Annotated in this window: 25 protein-coding genes, 1 tRNA gene and 1 pseudogene; 11 read left to right on the top strand and 16 right to left on the bottom strand. The window is 51.7% G+C overall.

Annotated elements, in window-relative coordinates; translation table 11 throughout:
- Positions 1–331: 331 nt before the first annotated feature.
- The 4 genes and pseudogenes from NGAR_RS16985 (at position 332) to NGAR_RS01005 (ending at position 2,515) form a co-directional block, all read left to right on the top strand.
- Positions 332–502, top strand: a complete 171-nt coding sequence (locus NGAR_RS16985) for a hypothetical protein (protein ID WP_015017734.1) — start codon at positions 332–334, stop codon at positions 500–502.
- A 182-nt stretch (positions 503–684) separates the two neighbouring features.
- Positions 685–1,071: pseudogene (locus tag NGAR_RS19170) on the top strand (MFS transporter); the annotation flags it as partial.
- Between the two features lie 31 nt (positions 1,072–1,102).
- Positions 1,103–1,516 (top strand): MFS transporter, encoded by a 414-nt coding sequence (locus NGAR_RS18185; protein WP_228369244.1) that lies wholly within the window; start codon positions 1,103–1,105, stop codon positions 1,514–1,516.
- A gap of 141 nt (positions 1,517–1,657) precedes the next feature.
- On the top strand, positions 1,658–2,515 hold the full coding sequence (locus NGAR_RS01005) for a LysM peptidoglycan-binding domain-containing protein (RefSeq protein WP_015017732.1): 858 nt from the start codon (positions 1,658–1,660) through the stop codon (positions 2,513–2,515).
- A 46-nt stretch (positions 2,516–2,561) separates the two neighbouring features.
- On the opposite strand, the gene NGAR_RS01000 is transcribed toward NGAR_RS01005, so the two are convergent.
- The 3 genes from NGAR_RS01000 to NGAR_RS00990 form a co-directional block, all read right to left on the bottom strand.
- On the bottom strand, positions 2,562–4,157 hold the full coding sequence (locus NGAR_RS01000; RefSeq protein ID WP_015017731.1) for a glycosyltransferase family 2 protein: 1,596 nt from the start codon (positions 4,155–4,157) through the stop codon (positions 2,562–2,564).
- A 23-nt stretch (positions 4,158–4,180) separates the two neighbouring features.
- The gene (locus tag NGAR_RS00995) at positions 4,181–5,794 is read right to left on the bottom strand and encodes a TackOD1 domain-containing metal-binding protein (protein ID WP_015017730.1); all 1,614 of its coding nucleotides are present in this window, start codon (positions 5,792–5,794) and stop codon (positions 4,181–4,183) included.
- A gap of 437 nt (positions 5,795–6,231) precedes the next feature.
- Positions 6,232–6,332 (bottom strand) — tRNA-Ser (locus NGAR_RS00990).
- Positions 6,333–6,762: 430 nt separating this feature from the next.
- Between NGAR_RS00990 and NGAR_RS16980 the strand changes: the two genes are divergently transcribed.
- A complete protein-coding gene (locus NGAR_RS16980) occupies positions 6,763–6,924 on the top strand; it encodes a hypothetical protein (RefSeq protein ID WP_187147605.1) in 162 nt (53 codons plus the stop codon).
- 13 nt (positions 6,925–6,937) lie between these two features.
- On the opposite strand, the gene NGAR_RS00985 is transcribed toward NGAR_RS16980, so the two are convergent.
- From NGAR_RS00985 to NGAR_RS00935, 11 genes are all read right to left on the bottom strand, one after another.
- On the bottom strand, positions 6,938–8,005 hold the full coding sequence (locus tag NGAR_RS00985) for an RNA-guided pseudouridylation complex pseudouridine synthase subunit Cbf5 (protein ID WP_015017728.1): 1,068 nt from the start codon (positions 8,003–8,005) through the stop codon (positions 6,938–6,940).
- A 27-nt stretch (positions 8,006–8,032) separates the two neighbouring features.
- Complete coding sequence (locus tag NGAR_RS00980; protein WP_148681694.1) at positions 8,033–8,617, bottom strand: cytidylate kinase-like family protein; 585 nt, start codon at positions 8,615–8,617, stop codon at positions 8,033–8,035.
- Between the two features lie 5 nt (positions 8,618–8,622).
- Positions 8,623–9,228, bottom strand: coding sequence for an EMC3/TMCO1 family protein (locus NGAR_RS00975; RefSeq protein WP_015017726.1), 606 nt, complete (start codon positions 9,226–9,228; stop codon positions 8,623–8,625).
- The gene (locus NGAR_RS00970; protein ID WP_015017725.1) at positions 9,225–9,815 is read right to left on the bottom strand and encodes an adenylate kinase; all 591 of its coding nucleotides are present in this window, start codon (positions 9,813–9,815) and stop codon (positions 9,225–9,227) included. Before NGAR_RS00970 ends, NGAR_RS00975 begins: the two co-directional genes overlap by 4 nt.
- On the bottom strand, positions 9,799–11,256 hold the full coding sequence (secY, locus tag NGAR_RS00965) for a preprotein translocase subunit SecY (protein ID WP_015017724.1): 1,458 nt from the start codon (positions 11,254–11,256) through the stop codon (positions 9,799–9,801). The genes NGAR_RS00970 and secY overlap by 17 nt, the downstream gene beginning before the upstream one ends.
- Positions 11,234–11,674, bottom strand: coding sequence for an uL15 family ribosomal protein (locus NGAR_RS00960; protein WP_015017723.1), 441 nt, complete (start codon positions 11,672–11,674; stop codon positions 11,234–11,236). Before NGAR_RS00960 ends, secY begins: the two co-directional genes overlap by 23 nt.
- Before the next feature lie 63 nt (positions 11,675–11,737).
- Positions 11,738–12,196: a 50S ribosomal protein L30 gene (locus NGAR_RS00955; protein ID WP_015017722.1), complete on the bottom strand. Its 459-nt coding sequence runs from the start codon at positions 12,194–12,196 to the stop codon at positions 11,738–11,740.
- Positions 12,197–12,206: 10 nt separating this feature from the next.
- Positions 12,207–12,821: a 30S ribosomal protein S5 gene (locus NGAR_RS00950; RefSeq protein ID WP_015017721.1), complete on the bottom strand. Its 615-nt coding sequence runs from the start codon at positions 12,819–12,821 to the stop codon at positions 12,207–12,209.
- Between the two features lie 5 nt (positions 12,822–12,826).
- Entirely contained in the window at positions 12,827–13,588 is a 762-nt protein-coding gene (locus NGAR_RS00945; protein ID WP_228369243.1) for a 50S ribosomal protein L18, read from the bottom strand.
- Positions 13,589–13,661: 73 nt separating this feature from the next.
- Entirely contained in the window at positions 13,662–14,444 is a 783-nt protein-coding gene (gene larB / locus NGAR_RS00940) for a nickel pincer cofactor biosynthesis protein LarB (RefSeq protein ID WP_015017719.1), read from the bottom strand.
- 42 nt (positions 14,445–14,486) lie between these two features.
- A complete protein-coding gene (locus NGAR_RS00935) occupies positions 14,487–15,404 on the bottom strand; it encodes a malate dehydrogenase (RefSeq protein ID WP_015017718.1) in 918 nt (305 codons plus the stop codon).
- Positions 15,405–15,497: 93 nt separating this feature from the next.
- On the opposite strand from NGAR_RS00935, the gene NGAR_RS00930 reads away from it, so the two are divergent.
- The 6 genes from NGAR_RS00930 to NGAR_RS00905 all read left to right on the top strand — a co-directional run bounded on the left by NGAR_RS00930 (position 15,498) and on the right by NGAR_RS00905 (position 20,728).
- A complete protein-coding gene (locus NGAR_RS00930) occupies positions 15,498–16,061 on the top strand; it encodes a hypothetical protein (RefSeq protein WP_015017717.1) in 564 nt (187 codons plus the stop codon).
- Between the two features lie 41 nt (positions 16,062–16,102).
- Entirely contained in the window at positions 16,103–17,362 is a 1,260-nt protein-coding gene (gene larC, locus NGAR_RS00925; RefSeq protein ID WP_015017716.1) for a nickel pincer cofactor biosynthesis protein LarC, read from the top strand.
- Positions 17,363–18,181, top strand: a complete 819-nt coding sequence (larE, locus tag NGAR_RS00920; protein WP_015017715.1) for an ATP-dependent sacrificial sulfur transferase LarE — start codon at positions 17,363–17,365, stop codon at positions 18,179–18,181.
- The gene (locus NGAR_RS00915; protein ID WP_015017714.1) at positions 18,171–19,352 is read left to right on the top strand and encodes a cysteine desulfurase family protein; all 1,182 of its coding nucleotides are present in this window, start codon (positions 18,171–18,173) and stop codon (positions 19,350–19,352) included. Before larE ends, NGAR_RS00915 begins: the two co-directional genes overlap by 11 nt.
- Positions 19,353–19,387: 35 nt before the next feature.
- Positions 19,388–19,882: a redoxin domain-containing protein gene (locus NGAR_RS00910; RefSeq protein ID WP_015017713.1), complete on the top strand. Its 495-nt coding sequence runs from the start codon at positions 19,388–19,390 to the stop codon at positions 19,880–19,882.
- 84 nt (positions 19,883–19,966) lie between these two features.
- On the top strand, positions 19,967–20,728 hold the full coding sequence (locus NGAR_RS00905) for an FkbM family methyltransferase (RefSeq protein WP_015017712.1): 762 nt from the start codon (positions 19,967–19,969) through the stop codon (positions 20,726–20,728).
- On the opposite strand, the gene NGAR_RS00900 is transcribed toward NGAR_RS00905, so the two are convergent.
- Together NGAR_RS00900 and NGAR_RS00895 are read right to left on the bottom strand one after the other, a co-directional pair.
- Positions 20,718–21,230 (bottom strand): acetyl-CoA carboxylase biotin carboxyl carrier protein subunit, encoded by a 513-nt coding sequence (locus NGAR_RS00900; RefSeq protein WP_015017711.1) that lies wholly within the window; start codon positions 21,228–21,230, stop codon positions 20,718–20,720. The genes NGAR_RS00905 and NGAR_RS00900 overlap by 11 nt on opposite strands.
- 4 nt (positions 21,231–21,234) lie before the next feature.
- Positions 21,235–22,746 carry an acetyl-CoA carboxylase biotin carboxylase subunit gene (locus tag NGAR_RS00895; protein ID WP_015017710.1) on the bottom strand — a complete coding sequence of 504 codons (1,512 nt, stop codon included), beginning with the start codon at positions 22,744–22,746 and terminating at the stop codon, positions 21,235–21,237.
- Between the last annotated feature and the right edge of the window lie 5 nt (positions 22,747–22,751).

Below are 22,751 nucleotides of genomic sequence, written 5' to 3'. Positions count from 1 at the left end.
ACGCTGGGTACTTACCATATGTTTCCCTCCAGTAACAATAACGGAAGGGGCAACACATTATCAGTCTAAAGTGTTGACAGCAAGTACGATCAGCGCTAAATGCACTTGCAACTAAACGAAAAGATATATGATGAAAGCAAACTCGTAACATGCAAATGATGATAGATCAAGCAGGCTCAGTCTTGCTTTTGCGGAATCCCTATACGAACTGATAGATTTGCAGATTAGAGACGTGGTCAAAGAGTACGGCAACAACAGCAGGCCAAAATCAATGGCTGGAGGAGGTCGGATCTAGGTGCCACAGTAGGCCGTAGGGCGTTCCACGTTTTCTGTGCTGAACAGCACAGTATTCATTGGCTTTCTGGGCTTTGTATTGGTGCTGCCGTTCATATTCTTTTACGCAGAGAGCTTTGGGGCGTCGTCTTTTGTCTTTGGGCTCCTATTAGCTTCGTACAACATTGCCCAGTTCGTGTTTTACGCCGATCGGGGGAAGCTTGAGTGATAGGTTCGGTCGGCGCAAGATCATCTCTTGTGCCTCTTAGGATCTGGGATATCGTTCGTTGCCTTTGGCTTGGCCAACAGTTGTGGATGCTATCCTGTCAAGAATCCTGGCAAGAGCGATAGGGGGCGACATTCCCGGTTGCTTCAGCGTATGTCGCAGATATTACAACGCCGGAGACAAAGATGAAATACATGGGCAAGATAGGCGCGACCTTTGGGCTTGGCTTTATAATCGGGCCTGCGATAGGAGGGACGCTCAGTGGCCTTTATGGATTTGCAGTGCCCTCGTTTGTAGCGGCCGCGCTTGTATTTGCCAATTTCAGTCTTGGCTACTTTAGGCTTCCTGAAAGCATGAGAAAGGAAGAAGAAGCAGCAGGCACCAAGACTAGCAGCAGAGAAACGCTTGCGACAATGTTCAGGACCATTGCAGCAAAGACGGACATGAAGCTGCTCCTTGCCACCTACTTTATCGCAATGCTCGCATTCTTTGTGCTGGATGGGACTGGGACCCCTTGGAGCAAGGAGGTGTTTGGATTTGGCCCATTCCAAGTAGGTCTGCTTTTCTTTTTCATCGGACTGGTCAGCGCAATTGTCCAAGGACTTGTTATTCCAAAGCTATCAGAGATATTCCCCGCAACTGCTGCTGGCAACAGGCATCACCTCGATCGCGATAGGTCTTGGAATGCTCGGAGCCATTACAAGCTACAACCTGCCGGCCCTGCTTCTAAGCTCCACTCTGATTTCGCTGGGAATGAGATTTGGCATGGCTTCAATCAACACGCTTGTATCGCTAAGAGCAGGCACAGACAGGCAGGGAAGTGCGCTTGGGGTAACGCAGTCAGTCTCCGGGATTGCGCAGATCATAGGTCCCGCCTTTGGAGCCTCCGTCTTTGGCTATGGAGTCTCTGTAGGAATAGACGGGCTGCCCTTCATCGTTGCTGCGGCAATTGCAATACCGGCCATCGCGACGAGCATGCGCTTTCTCAGAAAAGAAGTTGGCCAAAGGGAGATGTGAATGCAGCAGTATGGTGTGAATGCCATGGGGACAAGCGCCTTCTGACCGTTGCCAGCAGCAATACAGAGGAGCGCTATAGGGGAATATTATACGTCTTACTACCCCTATTCCTTTTTAATGCTAGCAAGAAAAAATGTCAAAATGGTAAATAATCAAGAAAAGAAAAACCAGTATTTAGCTCTGGCAGCAATATCCTCCATCTGGACTCTTTTACTGTCCACTATTGTTTCGATGGGAGGAGCCGGATCGCTTCTTCAAGCGGCATATGCTTCGTCTTCTACTACTACATACACGGTGGTAAGCGGCGATACGCTGTACAAGATCGGTCTGAGATTTGGCGTGCCTTGGCAGGACATAGCGCAGGCAAATGATATCCAATCGCCGTATCTGATATACGTCGGAGACGTGCTTGTAATACCATTGAATGACGCAAGTGATGATACTACTGCGATTGCTACCGGCAATCCTATGTACGATCAATTTGACTCTTATATCAAAAGCTCATCTCGGAATTACGGCATATCTGACCAGATGTTGGTAAAGGCCATGATATCTCAGGAATCGTACTTTGACCCCAGGGCAGTGAGTCCCGATAGCCCCTGTGGCGTGCCGCCGGGGTGGACAGACGCTCAAAGCAAATCATTCGGCTTGATGCAATTTACGCCGGCGTGCGCAGAACCTCAGGCAGGCCCGCCGAACCTTACCACGGACACAACTTCTCCTTACTGGTCCTCTTCATGGTTCAACCCTCAGTACAATATCGATCGGGGCGTGCAGGCGTTATCCAGAGAATTGTCCTACGTGAAAAGCAACTTTTACGGATGTTCAGATGAGCAATACCTGCTCATGGCTGTCGCCACATACAATTCCGGACCAGGCGCGGTATACGGCTGCGGCTCTTGGAACGAGCGCGCCGACACGCACATAAACCATGTCCTGAGCCAATACAAGACTTATGCAGAAATGGCCGGCGCGCCGTATCCGTATGCTGGCTACTGAGCCGAGGGACATACAGCGTTTCATAGTAGCAGTGGCAGGCGGATCATCAGCCCTTGTTGGAGACTTTGATCGCTTGCATGCCGCCCGACCTGTCGATTTTATGCCACTGTTTGCTCCCGCTGAAGGCTGCCCGGAATGCCGAGACCAGCGTTGTGAAATCTATGACCTGCTTGTAGACAAGGACAAAGAATGGTGAATACAACGCAAGCCTGTACCTCTCGTTGTCAATGGAAAGCGCGACCAGAGACATGAAGACCTGAACTATGAGGAATATCAACTGCATTCCCAGAAATATCAACAGACCTCCTGTGAGCGCAAGGTAAATTCCGGCCCCTATCCCGACAAAGCTTGTTATGGGGTTAAACAGCGAGAGCAGGATCATAGGAAAGACCAGAGAATGTAGCAGATCATACCGCGTGTTCCAGATGACGTCCCGGTGTTTGAAGATCGTCTGGTACGTCCCAGTGCTCCAGCGCAGCCTTTGCTTGTATAGCACTTTCCATGACGATGGAACTTCCGTGTAGGCAAGCCCGGCTGAGCTTGAACCTACCGCCCCTCCTGTTTTTAGCAGCTTGATGGTGAGATCAAAGTCCTCGGTTATTGTGTCATTGTCATAGCTGCCAACCTGAATTGTCTCTCTCTTCCTAAAGGCTCCAAACGCCCCCGGCACTACCATCACAGAGCCGAACAGGGCGAAAGCCCTCCGCAGCATGTTTATCGACATCAGGTATTCCAGTTCTTGGATTTTGGTGAGCATCGAGTTGCTATTGAGGACCCTGATGTTTCCTGCAACAGCCAGCATATTTTCATCTCTCATGATGGAGACTATCTTGTTAATCGCGTCGCGCTCGACCATGCTGTCGGAGTCTATCGTGATTATGATCTCGCCGCGGGCAAAGAGCAGTCCGTAATTTAGGGCAGAAGCCTTGCCGCCGTTAGGTTTCCTCAGCACTTTTACCCCAAACTGCCTATACCATGATGCAATTACAGGGGTGAGGTCTGTGGAGCCGTCGTCGATCACGATAATCTCCTTGTTTCCGTATTTCAGGTTCATGAGGCTCTCAAGGGTTCTCGATATTACTTCCTGCTCGTTATACGCCGGAACGAGTATTGTCACAAGCGGCCTGTACGACTCTTGGTTTTGCTGGCGGCCTTCAAGGAGCTTGAACTTTATTGCAAGAGGCAGGGGGAACGAGCTGACAAAGAGCGAAATGCTAAAGCCTACTGTCATCAACATTCTTGTAATCGCTTCGGCAGGGGACCCAAGGTAACCAAGGAAGAAAAATACCAGCGAGCCTACGACAGGTCCAATGCCAACAAGCAGGACGGGGGCAAATCCGCGCTTTCGCCCAAGTTTTTTCTTCTGCTTCTTTTTTGTCTGTGCGCTCTTTAGGAGCCAGAGAAGATAGATGTTGCCGGCTAGGGCACAGGCTGCTGCGAGGTATACATCGATGGCTCCTATCGCTAACGTCACTGCGACAAGGGTAACGATTGCCAGTACGCTGAATAGCACGGTTGAGCGATTGATGATGTTATTATTATTGCCACTAGGCAAGGACGAGGAAAAAGAAGTCTTATCGCCATCGTTCTTGCCTCCGCTCCGCGCGCTTCTTTGCACCTGATCTTTTACTTTAGAGGCCAATTTTCATCTGGTGAACCAGCGCGTCAGTTCGTACCCCTGCTGCTGCCGACTGCGGGCAGAATGTTCAGCCTCTCCAAGGCTTGTTCGATGGTCTTTCCTTCGACTAGTCGTATGTTGAATCCTGATGCGTAGCTGCGGGCATTGTCCGAGGCCCCCGGAATCGCAAAGATCAGGGATTCGCAATCGACATCGCACATTTTGCCGTAGGCTCGGGTTATCTGCTCCAAGTTTACCTGATTGCTTGAAATGATGATTTCAAGAACCATGTTGCTGCTTGAGTCGTTTGCCAGCTTGTAAGGAGCCCCGCCCAGTCGTCTATTTGTCTCGAGACCCTGTACGCCTCCCAGCACGAGAGCATCGAAAATGTGCTGCGTTCCCGATTTGCCTATCACAAAAGCTGGAGATACTACCGTGTAGCCAAGCGACCTAAAGTGCGCTATGCAGGCTCCCAAGGGCTTGATCTGATCGCCAAGCTTCTGCGCGGCGACTTCGTTCAGCGTATATGCGTACAGATACTGCTCGTTTTCTTCGCCAATTTCCAGCTCTGTTCCGCATCCAGCGCACTTCATCATCTGGAGGAGGTCCTTGTTCCGCGAATTGCATTCTTGGCAGATGTACATCTGGGACAGGTTGCGGTAGTCCGAGCCTATCAGCTGGAGTTTGGTGTGACACTTTGGGCAAACGAGATCCCCATTGGAGTTTTGGAAGTTCTCCTGCTTGTCCACAAGTCCGCAAGCGAAGTGTTCCAGCACGTTGTGTTTGCTCAGCCTCATTGACTTGCATGAAGGGCACATGTTCCTGAGCTGGATGTTTGGAGAACCACAGGATTTGCATGACAGGATCTTGTCCGAGAATTCCAGATTGAGCAGCTTTTTGCGCGTCAGCGAATCCAAAATCTGCCTCAGCCTGCTGGTATCCATGTTCGAGATTGGCGCGCCTTCAAAGAAGTATCCCTCTGGCTTTGACAGGTCTACGCGAGGAGTGATCTTGCTTACTCTTCCAAACAGAAACAACTCCATGATTGTTAGCTCTTCCTTGCTGAGGGTGTTTGAAGAAGCCTGAGCGTCATGGGCGACAGAGTTCTCTTGAAGTTTGTAGCCGGCAGAAGAATAATGAAGCGTGCCTGCTCTGTTGTTGTCACCTTTTTGGCGCATAGTCTGGAAATCAAATTCATCATCGTCGTCATTACGACTTGCGGGAACAACGGTACTGACCCCAATCTGTGGCGAACCAGAAATTGCATTTTCAGACTCTTTCAAGTATTGCTGTTGCTGGGAGCGCAAATGGGAATGGGATCTGATATTAACTAAAATGACGAACCCTGCAACCATTGTAATCTCGTAAATCCCAATGAGCGCAGCGGCCGCTGTTTGCTGAACACTTCCGTAGACCAAGGTCGAATACGGAGTGTTTCTTATCAGGGAAGTGAAATCAGAAAATAGCATGGCATTTGCGAGTTGTTCTTTGAAAGCCAGTGAACCGTACCACATGGCCACCCCTGATCCTGCCGCCCATATCACAAAAGCCAAGTTGCTTATCTTGGGCCCGACCTTTCCAATTCTGAAGAAGAATATTGCAAATGAGAGACCGGCGACCAGCGTGGCAATTGGAGCAAGCGCAAATTGAACGTAGCTCATGACAGCTCCCGACTCTCCTCTCCTTTCATCTTCTTGAATGACGATGGCCTTGAGATAGTGGTTGTTGATACCAATTCTTGATGATTATGATAATAACAAGCATCATCATTGCTTAACGGCGCACCATTATCAACAACATACAGAGCATTTAGGGTAGCGGCAGTAGTTGTTGATACTTGCCAGTCGATCAAGTTTTCTTTCATCGTCATTGGGGCAAGAGAGTCATATTTAACGCTAAAGTAAAACGGCTCTATAGTTCAAATCTGCTGATCAAACCGTAAAAACTCTGGCAAAACAACAACAGAGTTCTGTCAACTTATTGTTTGCTCACGTTTTCCTCTATTGTTCGTCAAATGGTGTAAGTTAGTTAACAGTACCGCTGAAAACGCAATTCAGTCATCAATAAGCATCTTCTATAGATGTATTATTATTTCAAGCGCCGGGAGAGGGATTTGAACCCTCGGGACCCTCACGGGTCACAAGCTGGCCGGTTTGACAAATTCCAGGCTTGCGCCCTACCGGGCTAGGCGATCCCGGCACTTACATCTTGCACTGGCACATCTGTATATTAATCATAAGCCACGCCATACAGGTCATACAAACTCAATCCCAAACTATCTACTATACAAACGACTACCACAGCCATCTAGTGTCAACTAGCGATAGCTTAATTTTTTAATCAGGCTATAAAAGAACTAATCATTCTTGGACTGGAAACGTGCATGTTATACATGTGTTTTGCAAATGCACCATTTTTGTGTGTAAAACGTGCGCAATGCACCAAAATTTGACTGGAAGCACATTTCGTAAATTGTAGCATTTTTTGTATATAAAATGCAGCAGCTCTGCATCATTTTTTCTCCATATACACACATGCCCCACTGGAAACGCACACGCACATATACGAGCGCCGATGGCCAAGACAAAAGCTAAAAATTGAGGAACTTGCAAAACTAACAACGGTTATTTTGGCTACTACTCAAGGGTTATCCGATCATTGCAAGGGCGGCAACCACGTCGACTGCGCGGATTGCATGTGCAAGTGCCATATTCCTGGCACGATTGAAAACCTTGCAAAGAACATCGCCAAGCTGGATCGCAAGAGGCCCGGCATCGGCGAAACCCTCTAGCAATTTTTTATTACTACAGCTCGTCGGCGTGCTCATTTTCCAGCCTGTCTAGGTCGACTTCTGTCGGCACGTTGACTACTGCTGCCTGCTCGCCCTTAGACCGCCACGCCTTTGGGTACGTGCCCGGCTTCATGATCAGTCGCTTCATTGCAAACGCTATCCCCCGGGCATTCTGCTCGATCTCTTCCTTTGTCATTGCTGCCTGTCCGAGGCCCACCACCTCGCCCTTGAGCGTGTACACGCCCACAAGCTCGCCTACCCGTAGGTCCTTTGGCACGGCCACCACTCCCGGCACCGCAAGCGGCGCCCCGTGGCACAGCGCGTCAACCGCCGTGTCGCGGACTGTCACAGCACGTATGCCCTCAAGGCAGTGCTCTATAGGCAGGATCAGCCGGCGCAGTTTTTCGTCGTCCTTGCTCTCCTTGTAGCGCTGGTACGCGTCTGCAAGATCGTGCAGCTTTACAAGGCCGCCACTGTTCTGCTCCGATAGGTTGCTCACCCTCGTCCTGCGGAGCTCGACCATCGTGGCCCCCGGCGACAGCACCTCTCCGATGTCGTAGATTATCTTGCGGATGTACGTCCCTGCCTGGCAGAGGATCCGCATGAGTACCAGCCTGTCATAGTTCTCAAGGTAATCGAATTCATACACGGTCCTGACGCGGGTGACGCGCCTGACAGATGAGCGCTGGGGCGGGCGCTGGTAGATCTCGCCAGTAAACTCTTGCATGACCCGCTTTAGCCTGTCAACTGAAATGTGCGAGTGGAGGCGTGCAAGGGCATAGTACTCCTTTGGTCCAAGCAGCAGCACCGACAGCGCCTTGGTGCCTTCCCCTAGGCCGAGCGGCAAGAGGCCGGTCGCTCCCGGATCAAGCGTGCCACTGTGACCCGCTTTTTCGATCTCCAGTATCCGCTTTACCCACGCCACCACCTCGTGGCTCGTGGGCCCGGCAGGCTTGTCTACAAGCACAAGGCCGTAGTATAGCAATGACTCGATAGGCCGCCTGTCAGGATAGTGGCCATAGTTGTCGTTGGTGACATCGTCGTCTACTTTGACAAGGTTCTCCAGCTGCGGCAGGTTCAAGGCTATTACCTACTACCTCTACTACTATTATCCACCTATTTGCCGCCTTACTATTAATTTGGATATCTCAATAAGCGAATCGAGTGGCAGCTTGTCGGTGTTGAGCACATAATCAAAGACCGTCAGGTCCTCCCCAAAGCGAAAGCCGTACAGCCTGTGGTAGATCTTTTTATTCTCCTTGTCCCGTAGCGCGATTATCTTTTTTGCCTCTGCAAAGCTGATGTCATCACGGTTTGCCATCCTTTTTGCCCTGTTTTCTGAGGAGCCCCTGAGCCAAATCTTGATCAGGGATTCTTCTCCTTGCACGAGCCAAGGGAGCGTGTAGCTGGTAATGACTGCGCCGCCCTTTCTCACTATCTCGGCCAACTTTTTGTCCACCTTTTTGTCAAACGACGGGTCGGACTTGCGCTCCTGCATGAACTTTTTCGCCTCTGCAGTGTCCCACCAGTCGTCCCTGCCGGTGAAGTAGCCCTTTTCCGCTGCAAGCATCTTTAGTATATCGCCGCCGTTGTACATCACAAGGCCGAATTCCTCGGCGAGCTTGGCCGCTATCGTAGTCTTGCCCACGGCGGGCCAGCCTGAAATGACAATGCTGAATTTGTTGGCCGCCACCAATTCTAAGTCATGCTCGGCATGCTGGTCTTTGTTATCTTGGATATTATGCCGCTAAAGCCAAACGAGCCTATCAGGAACCACCCCCATAGGTAGACCTGACCGGGTATCCTGCACGGTCCTGTTAGAGCAGTAGTGCCATCTTCGTTGGTTCTTGTCTGTGTGTCGGTGTTTACATTATCCTGGCTGCAGGTCACAAATGGCAGTTCTATCGGTGACATGGCAACGGTCCCGCCAAATATTGCCGGGAACACAAAGATCCAGATCAGGAACGACGGTACCATGTAAATGAGCATAGGGCGCATCTGTTGCTGCTGCATCTCAAGGGCCATCTTGTTGACATAGGCCTGCTTCTTTTTCAGCTCCTCAATTCTGGGCTTGTCCTGCTTTTTGATCGCCTCCGTGTACTGCTTGCGCCATTCGTTTGTCTCTTTCATGACCCTGTTCATCTTTTCAATGTCCGTGGTCTTTTTCCGGAGCATCGCAAAGGCAAAGTTCATCGCGACAGCTATTATGAGCGCAACGATCGTTGCGCTCAGCATGTCAGGGAACCACGGGTTAGTAGTATACTGTGGGGAGAAAAATTGCATCAGCAGATCCTGAAAGTTCATTTTTCATCTCCTACTAGCAGTATCTTTGCTATATTTGCTGCCGCTTCGTCCACCTGACCATCGTTATTCATGATTATTGCAAACGGAGCGCCTGTCAGTATAGAGCACGAAGACACCATCACCCTTGAAATGTCAAGCTCTTTCTGGATGTTTTCTGCAGAAGCGATGTCGCGCTGGCGCGTCTGGTCGGTCCTGCGCCTCTCCGCTATTTCATTTGCGTCGGCAGCGACCATTATCATGTTGGTCGGCTTCATGATGTTGAGGAGCCTCATCGGGAGCCCAGGGTAGTACCCTTCAGCCGTGTTTATAAAAAGATGAGTATCGATAAGAACGATGCTGTCCCTCATTTCCGCGATGCGCTGGGCGGCCATCTCCTGCAGGCGGCGCTGCTCCTCTACGGGCATCCTGCGCATCTCGTCTCTGCTCTTGAGGCCCATCTTCTTGGCCTCTTCGAACATGACAGTGCCGAAAACCACGACAGTGGTCTTGCGCTTTTCGTTGAGCATCTCTGCCGCGCGGGTGATGACCGTGGTCTTGCCCACGCCTGGGATGCCTACAATTACTGCGCGTTTATTGTTTTCTGCCAATTAGAGCCGCCAGACCGGGCATGTTCACGTCTACCTGCTCTTTGACCAGCGTCTGGTAATAGCTGACCATGATGTTGACCATAAGGAGGATGCCGGTTCCAGTGCCAAAGACGTTCAAAACATCGGAAATGCCGGCCAAGAGCCCAATTATTATGCCGCTCAGAAGCGTGAGTGCGGGGATGTATCTGTTAAGCAGAGTCTCCACCGACCCTTCAGAGCGCCTAAAACCAGGGACCTGCACATCGGCGTCAAGGAGGTTGCGCGCTGCAGTCCTTGCCGAAAGTCCACCAAGCTCTACCCACAGCCTAGAGAACACGGTGACAATGCCGGTCAGAAATAACACATAGACTACAGCCCTTAGCGGGTCTGCGGCCGCCGCATCAAGGCCCCTTGGGGCAGTGATGTAGTATAGTATGCCACCGATTGGCGTAGGCTGCCCTCCCTGTTGCGCAGACTGGGTGTCAAACATGGCGATCCAGTTGAACGCCGGGTTCTGGTTATTCGGATTATAGTTGGCCCATAACATATTCCCCATAAAGACAGCGTTTGCGATGAGCGCAGATGCTAGTATGACAGGTATAACTGAGGTGTAGAGCAGCTTGATCGGGTATACGGCTGTAAAGCCTCTGTACTTTGTCGATACTATCGGTACATCGACGTGTATGCCCTCGATATACACGAGTATAAGTATAATTGCAATGGTCAACGCAAGGACAAAAAGGCTTGGGAGCTGGCCGACACGGAAGATCGCGTCTGCGCCGTGCCCGTTAACTATTGCATCTATTGTGAATGGGAATATGCCCACCGGGCCGTCGTCTGCAGGCACCACGCTGAACACACTCCAGAGTATAGTCTGAGCTATGCCGGCCATGATGAACAGGCTGAGGCCAGAGCCAATGCCCCATCCCTTCTGCACCATTTCGTCCATCAACATGACTATGACGCTTGCGCCTATCAGCTGCAGAACAAGGACATAGATGGCATGGGGAGCTTCCGGAGCAGTCAGCGGCCCATAGACGCTTGCGCCGTACAGCGCGCCCTCTGCCACTATTACTATTATCGTGACTATCTTTGTCGCCGACGTAAAGAGCGACCTATCGTCAGGGTTCTTGAAGTCCAGCCTTATTAGGTCAGAGCCCTTGAGCAGCTGCATGAGCAAGCCTGCCGTGACTATGGGCCCGATGCCAAGCTCCATCAGAGTTCCTTGCTGTGCTGCGAAAATTACGCGTGCAAAAGCGAGAAAGTCAAAGCGCGGGTCGTCTGTTACGCCGTAAAGCGGTATCTGCGCCATGACAAGGTATGCAAAGAGCGCGATGCCAGTCCAGACGAATTTTTCTGTTAGCGAAACTTTCTTCTTTGGCTTTGGGACCTGCGGGACATAGGCTGATGCGGCCTTTATGAAGCGCCGTAGCCCGTGCTCACTTGTCGTCGTACTGCTCATTTATTATAACCTCGCCACCTGCAGCTTCGATCTTGCTCTTGGCGCTTTCTGACACCTTGGCTACCTTGATCGCATAAGCCCCGCTGATAGAGCCTCCTCCAAGCAGCTTGTCGTAGCCCAGCGAGGTCAGGTCGAGGACAACCTTGCCACTTTCATCAGCCTTGCCATGTTTGGCAAAGACAGCGTCCAAGTCCCGGACGTTTATCCACCTCTGCACGAGGTTGCGGTTAAAAGAGTTGAAAGGATCATGACCAAAGTGGTCAGGTTCCTCGATGACTGTCCTTATCCAAAAGTGCTTGTGCTTTCCAGCGCCTCCTATGCCACCTCTGCTGCCGGCCTGCCTGTGCTGGCCGATCTGGCCCCAGCCACAATACCGGCTGCCGCGCTGTCTTCTGCTTTTTCTAAATCTAGTAGCCATAAATTATCACTGGGCTGGAATTAGTTATCACGTTCACTTGCACCTTAATTAAGTCTTGCTGCGCTAGAGCATCCTCTTGACGATCTCGACTAGTTCGCCGTCTTCTCCAAGGACCCCGTTCTGCGCGTACTGCGTCTTTGTCTTTCTCTTGAATCCTCCCTTTGGAGGGCTGAGCGCAAACCACGGCTTGATGCCTTCCAGCTTGCTCATGGCGACCTTGTTCTCTGCTATTGCAGCAGCAAGGTCGTCGATGCTCTTGTACTCCTTTGGAAGGTCTGACTTGGTTATCGGCTTGTAGCCGGCCTTTCTGCCGCGCTTTTCAAGAAGCTCTTTCACGATGCCAGCGTCAGCCTTTGTCCATGCGACCTCTTCCTTGACCTTCCTCAGCATGCCGAGGTACTCTTCGCTTTCTGGCACTACAGTTGCCCGGAAGCGCCTGTCAAGGTTCAGGCCGTTAAGCGTCGCCTGCGCCCATCGGGGTATGTTGACCGTTCCCTTTATTCTGACTATGAGATATGCCATGTTAGCATCATCAACCTACGCTGTAAGTGCTCCGCAGAGCATTGAAGATCGCCTTTGTTGTTGACGACATTGTGTTGGTCGACCCAAAGGACTTTGTCCATGCGTCTTTTAGGCCCGCCAGCTTGAGCAGGCTCTTGATATTTTCGCCTGCTACAATGCCAAGCCCTCTTGGGCCAGGAATGATCTCGATCGTAACGCTGCCGCCCTTGCCCCGCACCTTGAAAGGTACAGAGTGAAGCTGGTTGCACTTGCACTCCCAGCTTCCGCAGCCAAGCTTTACTGGGATGACATTGAGAAAAGCAGCATTTGTAGCCTTGTCTATTGAAACTCTCATCTGAGAGGCCTTGCCCTTGCCGATGCCAAACCAGCCAGCCTCGTTGCCAACTGCCACAAGAGCATTAAAACGCGTCATCTCGCCGGCGTCGGTCTGCTTTTGGACGATGCCGACGTGGACCACCTGATTCTTCATGTCCGGCAGAAGGTGCTTGACTATCTCAGCCTCTTGAATCCTCATGCCGTTTTCATATATCTGATCCATCGAGTTTATCTTGCCCGCCAACACCATGCTTCCAAGCGTGGTTCTGGGCTTCCATTCTGTCTGCTGCTGGCCTGGTGGCTGGAACATTCTACTCATTTCTTCTTGGTCTTACCTCCTTCCTTAGCCTTCTTTTCCTTCCCCTTTTCTTCTTTTGCCTCTTTCTTCTTGGTCTCCTTCTTCTCCTTTGGAGCCTTCTTTTCCTCCTTTTCAGGCGCTTCCTTCTTTTCCTTCGGGGCAGCAGTTGGCGCCTCTTCTCCTTCTTCCTCTTCTTTGGCAACCCTCTTTGGCGCAGGCTTGCCTGAAAGTTTGCTCTTTATTTCTTCAAAGTGCAAAGGATAGTCCTCCGGGTTGAGGCCATTCTTCAAGATAGCAGAAAATCGAGAATTATATTCTTCCTGGTTCTCTTTCAGCGTACTGGCATACTCGGCGATATGCTGGCCGGTTATCCTCTCCTCATCCGGAAGTGACTCTTCAGAAACAGGCATCGAGACGCCTCCGTCCACAATGCCCTTCATGCATGCGGCCACCCTAGATGTAAAGTGGTCCTTGCCTACATACAGGACTGCATTCTTCACCCCTTTCTCTAGCGCCTTCTTGGCCATTAGCATGCCTGTGAGGTAGCACGCAGGCAGGTTGTTGAGTGCGCCCTTCCAGCCCTGCTTTTCAAGCTCCCTGCTGTGCGCAGAGGCAATGACAATGTCGCCGGTCGGGGTCGGCTTGAGCACTTGGGCTGCGATGTTCTGGTCGCTGACCTTGACAGTCACAAAAGAGTGACGGCCGATCAGGATTGCGGCCCTTTTGCGATAATTTGTTTTATTGTCTCTAATTCTTTTTAGTGTATGAACATAAGTCAACAGTTAATCATCCACCATTCAACGATTAGAGAAGCAACAAATGTAAAGCACTTATAAACGTTTTAGGATTCCCTCATTTTCTCGTCATTCTCTTTGCAATCGACGCCGCATATGCTCCGGCCCCGACCCCGTTGTCGATGTTGACCACAGCCAGGCCAAGTGTGCAGCTCTGCAGCATCGAGGCAAGCGCGGCTATGCCGTTTGCACCAAAGCCGTAGCCTATCGAGGTCGGGACGCCCACCACGGGGACGTCAACCATTGATGTAACCACCGATGCAAGCGCGCCTTCCATCCCGGCCACGACAACAATTGCGCCTGTATTTTGCGCCACCATCTCCTTGAGCGCGGGGAACAGCCTGTGCATTCCTGCAATGCCTACATCATAGCTGGCTATTGCTTCGCAGCCCATGGCCTTTGCCACAAGCCGGGCCTCCTCTGCGACTCCGATGTCAGAAGTGCCGGCTGCCATTATCCCTATCTTTGCGCCAGTCATTATTTTTTTCCTGCTAAACGACTTGTCCGAAGCAAGAAGCGTTGTGCTGTTCCTGCCGACTTCAACCAGCAATCCCTTCTTCTTTAGCGCATTTGTTACTTTTGACAGCTCGCTCTTCCTTATCCTGCTGACTACAGCTTGGCCGTTGTGCCGGACGGCGGCTAGTGCAATCCTGATGATGTCCCTGTACTCTTTGTTCTCTGCAAAGATTATCTCCGGCATACCCCTCCTCATCTCCCTGCCGACGTCCAGCTTGGCAATGTCGCCTATCTTTTCTATCGCGTGGATAGAGATCTCTTTCTCTACGTCTGACAGGCTGAGGCTGCCATTTGCAAACCTGTCGAGGATAGTGTGTAGATCCATCGGCCAGTCAGCTATTCCACAAAAAGAGAATAAAAGGATTGTTTAAAGCGGGAGTGCCTTGATCGCTTCTTTCACGCTTGCGACGCCCTTGTTGAAAACGTCCTGCTCAAAGCTATCCAGTTTGAGCTCGATCACCCGCTCTACGCCGCCCGCGCCAATGATTGCCGGTACTCCTATGCACAGGTCAGAGATGCCGTACTCGCCTTCAAGAAGCGCCGACACAGGTATCACCAGTTTTTTGTCCCGGATTGCCGATTCGAGCATGGTCGCGACAGCGTTGCCTGGCGCGTACACCGTCGCACCCTTGAGCGCGATCACTTCGGCCGCCACCTTTCTAGTCTTTTCAAAAATCTCCATCGCCTTGTCCTTTGAGATGAATTCGTGCAACGGAATTCCACCTATCGATGAGAACCTTGTCAGCGGCAGCATGTTTTCGCCGTGCTCGCTTATCACCATAGCCTGGATTGAATCGCGGGAAATCTTGGTGGCGTCCTGAATAAAGCTCTTAAACCTTGACAGGTCAAGCATGCCGCCCATGCCCATCACCTTGTTCTTCTTTGCCCCGATCGCCTTGAGCGCAAGGTACGTCATCGGGTCAAGCGGATTCGTAACTACGATAATAGTGGCATCTTTGGCGTACGACGCAATCTTGCCTGCAACATCCTTGACGATGCCGGCGTTTGTCTTGAGCAGATCCATCCTTGTCATGCCCGGCTTTCTGCCTACGCCAGCAACAAGTACGACATAGTCAGAGCCCCGCATGTCTTCATAGTTGTTCGAGCCCCGCGCAACTGCGTCAGAACCCCTTTCCGAGAGCTGGTGATTGATATCCATCGCCTCTCCCTGAGGCAGGCCCTGCACGATGTCTAGAAGCAGTATGTCCCTGTCAAGCTCCCGTAGGCCGCAGTTAAGCGCTGCCGAGGCGCCGACCTTGCCAGATCCGATTATGGTAATTGTCATGCTCGAGGTTGCAACTGGCGGGATTGCTTATATAAATTGTGACCGAAAGCAGATCAACTTTAAATTGAACGACATGCCAAACTCAATGGCAAATTGTCAAAGAAGAAGAGGGACGATAGTTACTTTGCCGCAGACCGGCGAAGAAAGAAAAAATCCATGATGATTATAATACCGATCATAGTTGGAGTAGCTATTGCAGCCGTCGTCGGGGCGCTTTTGTACCAGTCCCCGCAGGCAGCCGCAATAAGCGGAGTGGAATGCAACAGAAATGAGTTTAACAATTATCACGTCCATGCCCACTTGGACGTATTTGTCAACGGTCAGGAAAGACAGGTACCTAACAATGTCGGCATACTCACTTCTCCTTCCTGCTTTTACTGGCTCCACACACATGACAGCGATGGCATAATCCATGTAGAGGCACCACAGACCAGAGTGTTCACCTTGGGGCAGTTCCTTGATATATGGGAGCAGACCCGCGACCAGCAAGGGCTCTTTGACTCGGTGGCCGGCATGAATGTGACTGCATACGTCAACGGCGAGCAGTTTGAAGGCAACTATAGGGACATACAGCTTGAATCACAGAAACAGATCGTTCTTGCGTACGGGCAGGCCCCAGCAGAGATCCCAGCGTACAACTTTGGCAGCCTGAGGTAAAAGCAAACGTGATATAAAGCAGGGCACCAACTAGGTTGGGAATGGCGGCAAAGGTTGCTGTAGTAGATTGCCAAGTTGCCGGCATTGCAGGCGACATGCTGATGGCAAGCCTAGTGGATGCAGGGGCCAACAAAGCCAAGGTGATCGATGCGATCTTTGCCTGCCAGGATTCTCTGAAAGGGAGTAAGATATCCAAAGTGGATTTTGCAAAGGTGGTGTCGCACGGTTTTACCGCCACCCAGCTGCAGATGAAATACAGCGACAGTGTGCACGAGCGCAAGGGCGCGGAGATGCATCGCTCGCTTGCGCGCTGCTGCGACTCGCTAGGGCTTGACCAAAAGGCCAAGACGTTTGCTCTGGAATCTTTGAAGACGATAATCTCTACCGAGGCTAGGATCCATGGAGAGGATTTTGCCAGCATACACCTTCATGAGGCGTCCAGTATCGATACCCTTGCAGACTTGGTGGGCTGCGCGGTGGCGCTGCAAGACTTGGGGCTGTTTGATGGCAGTAGAATATATTCCACAAAGGTGGCGGTAGGCGGGGGCCTATTGAAATTTTCCCACGGCACGGTTCCAAACCCGGCAAGCGCAATCTTGGAAATTTTCAAGAATAGGCAGTTCGTGTTGGTGGGCGGACCGGTAGAAGACGAATTGACAACCCCCACAGGAGCAGCAATGCTTGTCAATTTGGCCTCGGGCAGCATCAACTACTATCCCAACATTGCGCCGGAAAAGATAGGCTATGGTGTCGGCACAAAAAAGTTTGATGGGTTTGCCAACGTAGTGCGGGTGCTTGTAGGCACGTCAGGCGTTGGTGTCACTGAAATCGCCAAGGACACGGTATGCGTTGTGGAAACAAATATCGATGACGTGTCAGGCGAGTTGGTAGGCAACCTGGTAGAGAAACTGTCCGAAATCGCCAAAGATGTGACAGTCATACCTGGCACGACTAAAAAGAGCCGACCGACGTACCTCATTAGGATTATATCTGAAAATGCCGAGCTAAACAACGTGCTTGATGTGCTTTTCAGCGAATCAGGGACGCTTGGGGCAAGGGTGCAGGAAGTAGAGCGCTATGTGCTGCCCAGAGCAGTCCTGATAGTCCCAGTCGACATCAGCGGGAGCACCTTCAACGTGCACGTCAAGGTGGTCAAGGATCGGGCCGGCAGGATAACAAACGCCAAGCCCGAGTTTGAAGATGTCAGGGTGATCGCATCAAGGTGTCATATGCCCGTCAAGAGGGCGATGGAGCTTGTCAATGCACAAGTCGCAAAGAGGATAGGTGGCGGCGACACATAGATGGACGACACATTCAATAAATTAGTAGAGTGGTTTGCCAAGAACAGCGGCAGCAAGGTCATTGTGGCGCTTTCTGGCGGAGTCGACAGCGCGGTGGTTGCCCTTGCTGCAAAGCAGGCGCTTGGCAATGACGCCATAGCGATAACCGCCGATTACAAGACTCTATCAGAGGAAGAGCTTGCCACAGCAAGGCAGGTTGCAAAGGAGATAGACATCGATCACAGGGTGATAGAATACGACGAACTTGAAAACCCTGAATTTGTCAAGAACGACAGGATGCGCTGTTACCACTGCAGGACAGAGCTTGGGGAGCACTTGGTTGAGGAAGCGAAAAAGGCCGGCGCTGCCCTCATTGTAGATGGCACTAATGTCGACGACCTATCTGACTACCGGCCCGGCATCAGGGCGCTGCGGGAAAATGGCGTGCGGAGCCCCATGGTGGAGCTTGGCATAACAAAATCAGAGATCAGAGAGATTGCAAAAAGCTTTGGGCTCTCTATCTACGACAAACCGTCTAATGCGTGCCTTGCCTCAAGGATACCCACGGGCATCGAAGTAACCTATGAAAAGTTGCAGAGGATTGAAACTGCTGAAATTATTGTAAAGTCGATATTTGGAGTCAGACAGGTGCGCGTCAGGGATCACGGCGACCTTGCAAGGGTCGAAGTGGGCAGGGACGAGCTGGTCAAAATATTCGATGTCGACAAGCTGGCGCTCTTGGACAGCAAGCTCAAGGAGATTGGCTTCAAGTTTGTTTCTATAGATGCCGCCGGCTACAGGACAGGCAAGCTGGTGATGATAGACAACAATGGCTACTGACCACATTTACCTTGACAATGCGGCGTCAACCCCGGTTGCAGACGAAGTGATGGCAGAAATGCTGCCATACATGAAGCAGCAGTACGGCAACCCGTCTTCCATACACAGGTTTGGCAGGGAGACCACCAGGGCAATCCAGCTGGCGCGAAAAAGGGTGGCAGAGATGATTGGCGCGTCGCCGCGTGAGATAACGTTCACCTCCGGCGGCACTGAGGCAGACAACCTAGCGCTCAAGGGCACAGCCATACACGCAAGGAGCAGAGAGCCTGAAAAGAACCGCATAATCACAAGCAACATAGAGCACGACGCGGTGCTCGAGCCATGCAAAGATCTCGAAAGCAGGGGCTTTGTAATCACGTACCTGCCAGTGACGGGCGAGGGGCTCGTCAGGCCGTCTGATCTGAAAAACGCGCTTGGTAAGGATGTTGCGCTTGTCAGCATCATGCATGCAAACAATGAGGTCGGCACTATCCAGCCAATCAAGGAGCTTGCCGGGATCGCGCATCAGGCTGGCGCGCTTTTCCACACCGACGCAGTGCAGGCAGCCGGCAAGATCCCGCTAAGCGTCAAGGACCTTGGCGTCGACATGATGTCAATGTCGTCGCACAAGATAAACGGGCCCAAGGGAGTGGGCGCGCTTTACATCAGGTCCGGCCTGAAAATAGCGCCAATAATCCACGGCGGCGGCCAAGAATCGGAATTGAGATCGGGCACGGAAAACGTGCCGGGCATAGTTGGCTTTGGCAAGGCATGCGAGCTTGCGGCCAAAAGGCTGAGCCAGTACCAAACACATGTGTCAGAATTGCGCGACTACCTCATCGAGAGGGTGTCAAAGGAGATCCCGCACTCCCGGCTGAATGGCTCGCGCACAAGCAGGATCCCAAACAATGCCCATTTCACGTTCTTTGGAGTGAATGGCGAGGACTTGATTATCAAGCTGGACGAAAATGGTGTCGCGGCGTCTACCGGCTCGGCCTGCTCGGTCAAGAAGCAAAAGCCATCCCATGTGCTAAAGGCAATGGGCTTTTCCTACGAGGAGATAACCGGCTCGCTCCGGCTCAGCCTCGGCATGCACAACACAAGGGAAGAGATCGACAGGACGGTCAGCGTGCTGTCCAGCGTGGTAAAGGAACTGCGGGAGCTTTCTCCGTTCAAAGGCAAGTATGCCTGAAATGTTTTTATTGCGAGATCGGCAGTTGTTAAGGCATGTCTAGTGCATCTCTCGCATCGGTTCCAAATATAGGCGACAAGGCTCCAGACTTTGAACTTCCAGACCCAGACATGAAGCCGCGCAAGCTGAGCGAATTTTATGGCAAAAAGACGATACTTGCGTTCTTTCCGGCGGCAGAATCGCCGGTGTGCACTGCAGAAATGTGCGCGCTACGCGACTCGCTTGATCAGCTGCGCGATTTGGGCGCAAATGTCGTTGGGATCTCGGTAGATGGGCCGTTTGCAAACAAGTTCTTCGTGCAGAACCGTCACCTGAATTTTCCAGTCCTGTCTGACTATAGACGCGATGTCATCAAGAAGTACGGCATTGTGATGAATAAGCTAGGGCCGCTTGAAGGCTATGATGCCGCAAAAAGGTCGGTCTTTATCCTTGATGAGAAGGGCAAGGTGATCTACAGGTGGGTCTCGGACAACCCGCTGGTAGAGCCCAACTACAATGAGATCAAAGATGCCCTAAAGAAGGCGAAGTAGCACGCGCCCTTCTTTCTTTTTTCTATTATGACTAGAGCTCTTCTTCGCAATCATTAAATTTATCGGACATCCTGATTGTCTTGATTGAAATCGTTCAGGTACGACGACGGGCTAGACTTTGTCTACAGGCATACCGACCACCTGATCAGTCTGGCAGAAGTCCTGCTTTTGGATACGTACCACGCCGATCTTTTAAAAAAGGGCGATACAGTCGTTGATCTTGGGGCAGGCATAGGCGATTTCTCCCTCCTTGCATCAAGAAGGGTCGGCCCCAATGGCAAGGTCATCGCCCTTGAGCCAAACGCTGAGGATTATGAAACGCTAAAGATTAACATAGAGAAAAACGGCTGCACAAACGTCATCGTCCTTAACATGGGCGTTGCAGGAGAGCCGGGACAAAAGGAGATCAGCTTTTGGGACAGAAGGTACAGCTTTGCGGCAGACACCCTAGAAAACATACTAGCACACTTGAGAATAGAGAAAAAAATCAATTTCATAAAAATGGACATTGAAGGCTTTGAGACAGGGGTGATAAGAAACAGTATCGGAACGATCGAGCAGGCTGACGTCATTTCGATAGAGATGCATGGGACAAAAGAGGAGGTTGACAGGATGCTGCAACCCCGGCGGTTCGCATTCATGCCTTCTGACCGGTGGCGCGCGTGCAAAAATTTCGTTTCAAGTATGGCTGCCCATCCCCGAGCAGCGCTTGAAATTTTGCTGCTCACCGCAAAGACGTACCCAAGAATTGTCCGCATGAGGGTGAATCAGACGCGCCGCAATGACCGCCTGATAACTGGCGTGTACATCAAGCCTGCAGGGCGCGCCGCTGTGGTTATTCAATAACTGCCAGCACGTCGTTCCTTGCGACGCTGGCTCCCTGCTTTACCTTTATCTCTTTCAGGTTACCGTCCTTGTGGGCCTTGACTGCGACTTGCATCTTCATCGATTCCAATACGACTATTACGTCGCCCTTCTTGACTTCGGTCCCTGCCTTTGCAGCAATGTTGACAACCCTGCCGGGGATCTGGCTTGTTAGGTTACGGTCGCCGCCACCGGCACCCGATAGCGCCGACGCCTTCTCCAGCACTTCTGTCAGCTTGCTGTGCTTTTTCACAGTCAGAGGCTGGCCATCGAGCACCAGCTTCACCTCGGCGCTTCCAGACTGCAGAATCTTGGCATGGTGGAAGGTGTTGTCCAGCACAAACTCAAACTCGTTCGTTCCGGCCTTTAGCAGGCGCAAAGCGTGTTGCTTGCCAGCTATCCTGACCAGCACAGAATTATTGTCAGTGGTGCGCAGCACTTCGCCCTCTAACATTTCTGCAAGGTCGCCGACTTTGAACTCCATACTACTATACTACCCTCATCATCTTCCACTTTGATGATTTTGCTGCTGTAGCGGCTGTCTGGGCTGCGCCGACCTTTTTCACGAACTCTGACTGGAGAAGGACTGCCGCGACTGCGGCACGTGCCTTTTCCTTGGCCCGTTCCTTTGCCTGCTCGTTCATCCTGTCAAATATCTTGAAGCGTTCGAGATAGTCGGTCGACAGCTCGCCCTTGATAAAGTTGGGCTCGTCTATTATTGTCTTGTATAGTGGGATCGTAGTGTTGATGCCTTCTATCGTGAACTCGTCAAGAGCGTTCCTCATCCTGACCCTTGCCTCTTCAAAGTTCTTGCCCCATGCGAGGAGCTTGGCCGTGAGCGAGTCATAATATCCTGAGACGTTGCATCCCGGGTAGAGGTAGGTATCGACCCTGATGCCCGGCCCGTACGGGATGTTGCAGTTTGGCACGATGCCGGTGGACGGCGCAAATTCGTAGAACGGGTCTTCGGCGTTGATCCTACATTCAATAGCACAGCCGTTCATCTTCAGGTCTTCCTGTTTGAAGGGGATCTCTTCGCCCTGAGCGATCGCTATCTGGAGCTTTACTAGATCAAGCCCTGTCACAAGCTCGGTCACAGGGTGTTCTACCTGAAGACGTGAGTTTATCTCGATAAAGTAAAAGTTGCCCTCCGGATCGCGGAGGAACTCTGCCGTGCCGGCGTTCAGGTAGTCCACCGCTGCTGCGGCCCTTACCGCTATCTCGCCAATCCTCTCCCTCGTCTTCTGATCGACCACCGGCGACGGAGACATCTCGATGAGCTTCTGATGGCGCCTCTGGATCGAGCACTCGCGCTCAAAGAGGTGCCGGCCGTTTCCATGCGAGTCACGGATCAGCTGAAACTCGATGTGCCTGATCTTTTGCAGATATTTTTCGACAAATAAAGCTGCCTTGCCAAATGCAGCGCGTGACTCGGCTGACGCCATTTCAAACTCTTGCCGCAATTGCTTTTCATTGTTGGCGAGCCTGATGCCGCGGCCGCCTCCGCCAAACGCAGATTTAAGCAGGACAGGGTAGCCGGCCTTGTGTGCGATGTCTGCGGCCTTTTCTACATCTTCAATGATGCCGTCGCTTCCCGGCACAGTCGGGACCTTGGCCTTTTTCATGACTTCCTTGCACTTCATCTTGTCGCCTGTGATTTCCATCGCCTTGGCAGTCGGCCCAATGAATATCATGCCGTTCTTTTCGCACATTTCCGGAAAGTTCTCGTTCTCAGAGAGAAAGCCGTAACCGGGGTGAATGGCGTCTGCGCCTGCAGCCTTGGCAGTCTCGACTATCTTTGCCATGTTGAGGTAGCTCTGCGCCGGAGCTGCAGGCCCGATGTGGTAGGCTTCGTCTGCCCTCTTTACGTGCACGGCACGCACGTCCTCGTCAGAGTAGATCGCTATCGACTTTATGCCCAGCTCCTTGCAGGCCCGAATTACCCGTAGAGCTATTTCGCCCCTGTTTGCAATCAATATGCTCGATATTTTTTTAGACATGGCAC

It is taken from the genome of Candidatus Nitrososphaera gargensis Ga9.2 (genome assembly GCF_000303155.1).
Classification (GTDB): Archaea; Thermoproteota; Nitrososphaeria; order Nitrososphaerales; family Nitrososphaeraceae; genus Nitrososphaera; species Nitrososphaera gargensis.
This window is presented reverse-complemented; position numbering and strand designations above follow the sequence as displayed.

Bases quoted from the DNA above. Each gene is read 5' to 3' on its own strand.
- NGAR_RS01005 (WP_015017732.1), top strand. From the start codon at position 1,658: ATGGTAAATAATCAAGAAAAGAAAAACCAGTATTTAGCTCTGGCAGCA.
- NGAR_RS00995 (WP_015017730.1), bottom strand. From the start codon at position 5,794: ATGAGCTACGTTCAATTTGCGCTTGCTCCAATTGCCACGCTGGTCGCC.
- NGAR_RS00975 (WP_015017726.1), bottom strand. From the start codon at position 9,228: ATGAACTTTCAGGATCTGCTGATGCAATTTTTCTCCCCACAGTATACT.
- secY (WP_015017724.1), bottom strand. From the start codon at position 11,256: ATGAGCAGTACGACGACAAGTGAGCACGGGCTACGGCGCTTCATAAAG.
- NGAR_RS00960 (WP_015017723.1), bottom strand. From the start codon at position 11,674: ATGGCTACTAGATTTAGAAAAAGCAGAAGACAGCGCGGCAGCCGGTAT.
- NGAR_RS00955 (WP_015017722.1), bottom strand. From the start codon at position 12,196: ATGGCATATCTCATAGTCAGAATAAAGGGAACGGTCAACATACCCCGA.
- NGAR_RS00950 (WP_015017721.1), bottom strand. From the start codon at position 12,821: ATGTTCCAGCCACCAGGCCAGCAGCAGACAGAATGGAAGCCCAGAACC.
- larB (WP_015017719.1), bottom strand. From the start codon at position 14,444: ATGGATCTACACACTATCCTCGACAGGTTTGCAAATGGCAGCCTCAGC.
- NGAR_RS00935 (WP_015017718.1), bottom strand. From the start codon at position 15,404: ATGACAATTACCATAATCGGATCTGGCAAGGTCGGCGCCTCGGCAGCG.
- larC (WP_015017716.1), top strand. From the start codon at position 16,103: ATGGCGGCAAAGGTTGCTGTAGTAGATTGCCAAGTTGCCGGCATTGCA.
- larE (WP_015017715.1), top strand. From the start codon at position 17,363: ATGGACGACACATTCAATAAATTAGTAGAGTGGTTTGCCAAGAACAGC.
- NGAR_RS00915 (WP_015017714.1), top strand. From the start codon at position 18,171: ATGGCTACTGACCACATTTACCTTGACAATGCGGCGTCAACCCCGGTT.
- NGAR_RS00910 (WP_015017713.1), top strand. From the start codon at position 19,388: ATGTCTAGTGCATCTCTCGCATCGGTTCCAAATATAGGCGACAAGGCT.
- NGAR_RS00900 (WP_015017711.1), bottom strand. From the start codon at position 21,230: ATGGAGTTCAAAGTCGGCGACCTTGCAGAAATGTTAGAGGGCGAAGTG.
- NGAR_RS00895 (WP_015017710.1), bottom strand. From the start codon at position 22,746: ATGTCTAAAAAAATATCGAGCATATTGATTGCAAACAGGGGCGAAATA.